4 protein-coding genes are annotated in these 6,000 nt (G+C 76.9%); all 4 read right to left on the bottom strand.

Translation table 11 applies throughout. The annotated features are described in order from the left end of the window. Positions 1 to 2,079 (bottom strand): transglutaminase-like domain-containing protein (locus ABGB17_RS30020; protein ID WP_347635513.1); only part of this gene is annotated, 2,079 nt, incomplete at its 3' end. 28 nt (positions 2,080 to 2,107) lie between these two features. Beyond that, complete coding sequence (locus ABGB17_RS30015; RefSeq protein WP_347635511.1) at positions 2,108 to 3,265, bottom strand: DUF58 domain-containing protein; 1,158 nt, start codon at positions 3,263 to 3,265, stop codon at positions 2,108 to 2,110. A gap of 50 nt (positions 3,266 to 3,315) precedes the next feature. Continuing rightward, positions 3,316 to 4,302, bottom strand: a complete 987-nt coding sequence (locus tag ABGB17_RS30010) for a MoxR family ATPase (RefSeq protein ID WP_347635509.1) — start codon at positions 4,300 to 4,302, stop codon at positions 3,316 to 3,318. Positions 4,303 to 4,316: 14 nt separating this feature from the next. Next, positions 4,317 to 5,906 (bottom strand): protein kinase, encoded by a 1,590-nt coding sequence (locus tag ABGB17_RS30005; RefSeq protein WP_347635507.1) that lies wholly within the window; start codon positions 5,904 to 5,906, stop codon positions 4,317 to 4,319. Positions 5,907 to 6,000: the final 94 nt, after the last annotated feature.

Raw genomic sequence — 6,000 nt, 5'->3', positions numbered from 1 at the left:
GTACAGGGTTCGGTCGACGAGGGCGGCGAGGGTGGCGAGGGGGGCGGCGAGGGTGGGGAACCTCGATGTCGCGTGGGCGGTGGCCTCGCCGGTGGTGGCGGAGGCCGGGATCGGGACGCCAGCGTCGGCGTAGCGCTCCATGGTGTCGCGCCATGCCCCGGCGACGCGCCGCATGGGGTCGCCGACGCGGCGCCGGCGGGTGCGCACGGCCAGTTTCAGGAGCGGTACGGCGGCCACCAGCCCGGCGAGCGCCACCAGGGCCGCCACCACCGGCACGACTGCCCACGGGCCCCCGGGCGCGCCCTGCGCACCGGGGGCGCCGCCGGCCCGCGACGCCGCCGGCTCCGGTTCCCCGGCAGGGGCGGAGGACGGCTCAGGTGGAGACTCCTCGGGGATCTCCTGCTCCGGCGCGCCGCCCTGCCGCGCCGGAGCCGGATGGAACGCCACCCACCCCGACGCGGCGAACCGTACCTCCGCCCAGGCGTCGATCTGCTGTCCCGTCACCGGCCGCCCGGGCCGCCCCACTGTGAACCCCACCACGACACGGACGTCGTACCCGAGCGCCCGTGCCATCTCCGCGAACGCCGAGGCGTACTGCTCGGCCGTCCCGCGCCGGGACTCCAGCAGCCGCCGGATCTGGAAGATCCCGTGCCCCCCGGGGGCACGCGGCCCGGACTCGACCGCGAACGCGCCGTCGGCGAAGTGCCCGGCCAGCCGGCGCAGCGCGGCGAGGTCGTGCCGGTCACCGGCGATCCTCCGGGCGTCCCCCGCGAGCCCGGCGACGGCCTGGTCCGTCCCCGGCACGGTCACCGGCCGGTCCTTGGAGAGCGCCGCCGGGTCCACCACCGGGACGGCGCCACGCACGGTGTACTCGCCCGGCGCGGGCCGGTCGCCGGGCAGCGCCACGTCACCGGTGTCCGGATCGACCCCGAGCCCCGGCAGCGAGACCTGGAGCGGCCGCCCCACGCTCAGCACCATGCCGAGCGGGCCCGCCTCGTCGAGCCGCACCCGCGTCTCCACCGTCGTGGTGGCGGCCCCGCCGTCCGGCGGAGCGGGCAACCGCGTCCCCGCACGCCAGAACGTCGCGGTGCTCGTCCAGTAGGTCCCGTCGAACCCCGTCAGCGTGGCGAAGCGCAGCCGCGCGGGCGGCCGGGCCCCCGTCGTCACCCGCAGGCGCACCGGGAGCTTGCCGCTGCGGATGGCGGGGAACTGCGACAACGGGCTGACCCCCTGGCGGGGCCGCACGGCCTGGGGCACGAGTTCGCGCACGTCCGCGGGCTCCGCCCGTCCGGGCAGTACGGCCACCAGTGCAGGCCCGAGCAGACCGGCCGCCACCCCGCCCGCGACCAGCGGCACCGCCACCACGGCCCGCCACGCGCCACCCGGCACCGCCATCACGGCCCGCCACACCCCACCCGGCGACGCCGCCGTGGTCCGCCCGGCGCCGTCCGGCGACGCCACCGCGGTCCGTCCGGCGCCGTCCGGCGACCGCGCACCGGCCGGGACGGCGCCGGACACGCCGGCACGTGCCGGGCGGGCCCGCAGGGCGAGGAGCGCGGCGCACACCGCCGCGAGCGCGGGGGCGAGCCACCCGGCCGTCCCCGCGGGCCCGGCCACCGCCAGCCCGGCGGCGACCCCGGCGATCGGCACGGGCGTCGCCCACACCGCCCCCTTGCCGCGCAGCACCGCCTCCGCCGCCGAGAGCGCGGCGGCCCCGCTGACGAAGGCCACCGTCGCGAGCTCCGCCCCTGAAGGGTCGAGCGGCGGCACCGACGTCACCAGCAGCCGCGGCCCCTCGAAGGCCCGGGACGGCACCACCAGCGCGAGGTACGTCACCAGCCCCGCCAGCCCCAGCGTGAGGCGTGTGACCGGCGCCAGCCGTGCCGCCGCGCCGGCCAGCAGGCAGACCGCCCCTGTCACCGCCGCGGCTCCCGCGACGGGCAGCACGTAGCGCGCGTCGCCGAGCGCCTCGCCGGGCGTGCGCCCGAACACCCCGGCGAAGGCGACCATGGGGGCCAGGCCGAGCAGCGTCGCCAGCGCCACGCCGAGGACCCGATCCCCGCCTGCTCTGTCGTTCATCGTGCGCCCCCGCGGTTCCCGGCGTGCCTCATCGCGTGTCCCCGCCGAGCCGTCCGAGCGCGGACACGGCTTTCCGCGCCGACGCGGCGCGGATCACGGTCAGACCGGCGCCGTCCCTCACCGTGGTGGACGTCTCGTCCGGCGACAGCCGTACCAGCACGGCACGGCCGAACGACCGCCGTTCCGACGCGAGGAGCGGCGGGACCGCCGGGTCCGTGCCCGTGACCAGGATCAGCGCGCCACCGGTCCCCGCGCCGCGCACCAGTGACCGCAGCGACGCGAGGCCGTGGCCGTCGGCCTGGGTCACCAGGGCCAGCCGGTCCACGGGGGTCCTTGCGCCGGCCAGGGCGGCCGCGGCGGTGTCCTCCCCGAGTACGTGCAGGGTGACGGCCCTGCGGCCGTGACCCGCGGCGTTCATCACCGACGCGGCGATCTCCACGGCGTCCTCGAAGGCGTCCGGGGGCAGCGCGGCCGTTCTGGTGTCGAGGACGACGACGGCGCCGGGCCCGGTGCCGTCCACGGGTTTGCGTACCACCAGCTGGCCGGTGCGGGCGGTGGACGGCCAGTGGATGCGGCGCGGGTCGTCACCCGCCCGGTACTCGCGCAGCCCGTCGTAGGCGCTCGCGTTCTCGACGGCCCGGTCGTGCCGTACCCGTTCCGTGGTGCCGGGCGACATGCCGGCCGGTGGTGCCGCGAGCGGGTGGACGCGGGGCCGCACCCACAGGTGGGTGGCGGGGGCCAGGTGGTCGGTACGGCGGGCCAGGCCGAAAGGGTCGCGCCGGTCCAGGGTCAGCGGGCCGACCCGCACCAGGCCGCGGCGGGGGGTGGGGATGCCGTACTCGATGCCCGCCTCGGCGCCGGGGGCGAGCGGCGGGAGGAGCACGCGGGAGTGCTCACCGCCGTCGGACGCCGTGGCCGGGCCGGTGGCCAGCCTCCCGGTGTTCCGCACGAGGAGACGGCCGGTGGCGCCGGTGTCCACGGTGACCCGGCCCGGCGTCACCGTGCGCCGCCCCTCCAGCCGTGCCGGGAACGCGAGCAGCAGCACGGCGACGAGCACCAGCGTGAGCGCGCACGCACCGACCCCGGCCAGGGCGGGGTAACCGGCCGCCGAGCCCGCTGCCGCCAGGACGCCGCCGCCGGCCGCCGCCGCGACTCCTGTGCCGGTGAGCCGCGGACCGCGCGACACGGAGCGGCGGCGACCGGTGGCGTCCGGAGGCGCGGTGTGGTGGGGAAAGGTCATCGGACGGCGGCGGGGACCGGGGCGGGGACGGCGGTGAGGAGTTCGCGGAGGATGCCGGCGGAGGTCTGGCCCTCGATCTCGGCCTGGGGGTCGAGGAGGAGGCGGTGGGCGGCCACCGGCTCGGCGACCGCCCGGACGTCGTCCGGGGTGACGAAGCCGCGGCCCTCGCCGGCGGCCCACGCCTGGGCGGCGCGGACCATGGCGAGGCTGCCGCGGGGGCTCAGGCCGAGACGCAGGCCCGGGTGGCTGCGGGTCGCCTCGGCGACGCGGGCCACGTACTCGGCGACCGCGTCGCCGACGTGTACACGGGAGACGTACTCGATCATCCAGCGGACCTGCTCCACCTTGGCCACCGGGCGCAGCACCGGTGCGCCGCCGGTCCGCGCGCGGCCGAGGAGGACGTCCCGTTCCGCCGCGACGTCCGGGTAGCCGACCGCGATGCGCAACAGGAAGCGGTCGAGCTGGGCCTCGGGCAGCCGGTAGGTGCCTTCCAGGTCGACGGGGTTCTGGGTGGCGACGACGAGGAACGGGGTCGGGACGAGGTGGCTGCGGCCCTCGACCGTGACCTGCCGTTCCTCCATGACCTCCAGCAGTGCCGACTGGGTCTTCGGCGACGCCCGGTTGATCTCGTCGGCGAGCACGATGTGCGCGAACACCGGGCCCGGGCGGAACTCGAACGTCCCCTGCCGCTGGTCGTACACCATGGTGCCGGTGATGTCGGAGGGCAGCAGGTCGGGGGTGAACTGGATGCGGTGCCAGCCGGCGTCGACGGACGCCGCGATCGCCTTGGCCAGTGTCGTCTTGCCCACCCCGGGGACGTCCTCCACCAGCAGGTGACCCCCGGCGAACAGGCAGGTCAGCGCCAGCCGCACGGCGAGCGGCTTGCCGGTGAGCGCCTGTTCCACGTTGGACCGGATCGCGGTGAACCCGGCGGCGAAGTACCCCGCCGCGTCGACGGCGGTCTCCGTCGTGTCACTCGACATGTGGCCTCCGAAGCTCACGGTTGACGTGCGGCGCGCCCGTCGGCGGCACGGCACGCGGGTTCCTGTCCGACCGGTACGGGCCTGCTCGACTCGACGAGCACCATGACCCGGTAGCAGTGCCTGGTGCGGCCGTCGAGCCCGCGGACGACGTACGGCGGCGCCTCGTCCGCGGACGGCTGGGCGATCCGCCGGTTCCCCCGCAGGACCACGTAGCTGACGAAGCCGGGGACCGACGAGGCGTCCGCGAAGTCGATCTTGATGGTGCCGCGCTCGGGGCTGGTGAGGACCACCGGCACGGAGTACCACTGCGTTGCGGGCCCGCTCGGCGCACCCGGCGACGCGGTGGCCGCGGGCGCCGCGTCCCTTGAGGACGACATGCTGTACCAGAGCCCGCCCCCCACCGCCACGGCCAGCAGCCCGAGCACCCCCAGCACCGGCACCAGCCGCCCCCGCCGGGCGGGAGGTGCCGCCGCCGGCGCCTCGGGGACGAGCACGGTCGCACCGCTCGTGGCCAGCGCCTCGGCTCCCTGCGAAGGGACGGCCCCGGGGAGCGGGCCGCCGGGCAGGACCGAGGCCGCCGCCTGGTGCGCGGGTGCGCCGCTCTGGTGCGCCGGCGAGCCGGCCTGGTGCGTGAGCGAGCCGCTTTGGTGCGCGGGCGAGCCGCTCTGGTGCGCGGGTGCGCCGGTCGCCGGTGGGATCGGGGGCGGTGCGCCTGTGGGCAGCGCGCCTGTGCGGCCGCGGAGCCGGGTGAGGCTCTCGGCGAGGACGTCCGCCCGCGGCCGGTCCTCGGGCCGCTTGGCCAGGCATGAGGACAGGACCCGCCAGACCTCGTCGTTGGTGCCGTCCGGGCGGCTCGGCTCGTCCTCCAGGTGGGCGCGCAGCAACGCCATCGGGTTGTCGCCGCTGAACGGCCGGTGCCCGGCGAGCAGTTCGTACGCCATGACGCCGAGGGCGTACACGTCCACCGGGGTCCCCGCCGGACGGCCCTGGGCGAGCTCGGGCGCGAGGTAGGCGGGGGTGCCGACGAGCTGGGAGAGCCGGGTGAGGAGCTGCCCGTCGGCCACCAGGGCCACCCCGAAGTCGGTGAGCCGCGTCCACGGCTCGCCGCCGCGCCACGTCACCAGCACGTTCTCCGGTTTCAGGTCACGGTGCACGATGCCCGCCGCGTGGACCGCCGCCAGTGCCGCGGCCACCTGCCCGAGCAGCGTCATCACGCGGTCGGGGTCGAACGCCCCCCGCGTCATCGCGTCGCGGAGGGTCTCGCCCGTCACCAGCTCCATGACGATGGCATGGGTGTCGCCCTCGACGACCAGGTCGTGGACCGGCACCAGATGGGGGTGGTCCAGCGAGCGCAGCGCCGCGCGTTCACGCAGGAAGCGGGCGACGGCCTCGTGGTCGGCGGCGTACTCCTCGCGCAGCACCTTGATCGCGACCGGGTGCCCGTCGGCGAGCCTGCGCCCCTCGTACACCCGCCCGTTGGAGCCCTGGCCGATGAGCCGCTCCAGCCGGTACCCCCTGCCCAGCGGGATCGGCGTGGCGCCGGGGTCCGGCCCGTGTGCTCCTCCCGGCGGGAGGGTGGGTAACGAGGCGGGGTCGGTGTTCAAGGCAGTGGTCTCCACACGAGGGCTGCGGTCCGTGGGCGGTACGGAGCGTGCTCCTAGCGGCACTGCGGTCGTACTATAACCACCCACAGTGGTC

Origin of the sequence: Sphaerisporangium sp. B11E5 (genome assembly GCF_039871875.1) — a bacterium.
GTDB lineage: Bacteria > Actinomycetota > Actinomycetes > Streptosporangiales > Streptosporangiaceae > Sphaerisporangium.
Note: the sequence above shows the minus strand (reverse complement) of the source record. Positions and strands in the feature narration are given on the sequence as shown.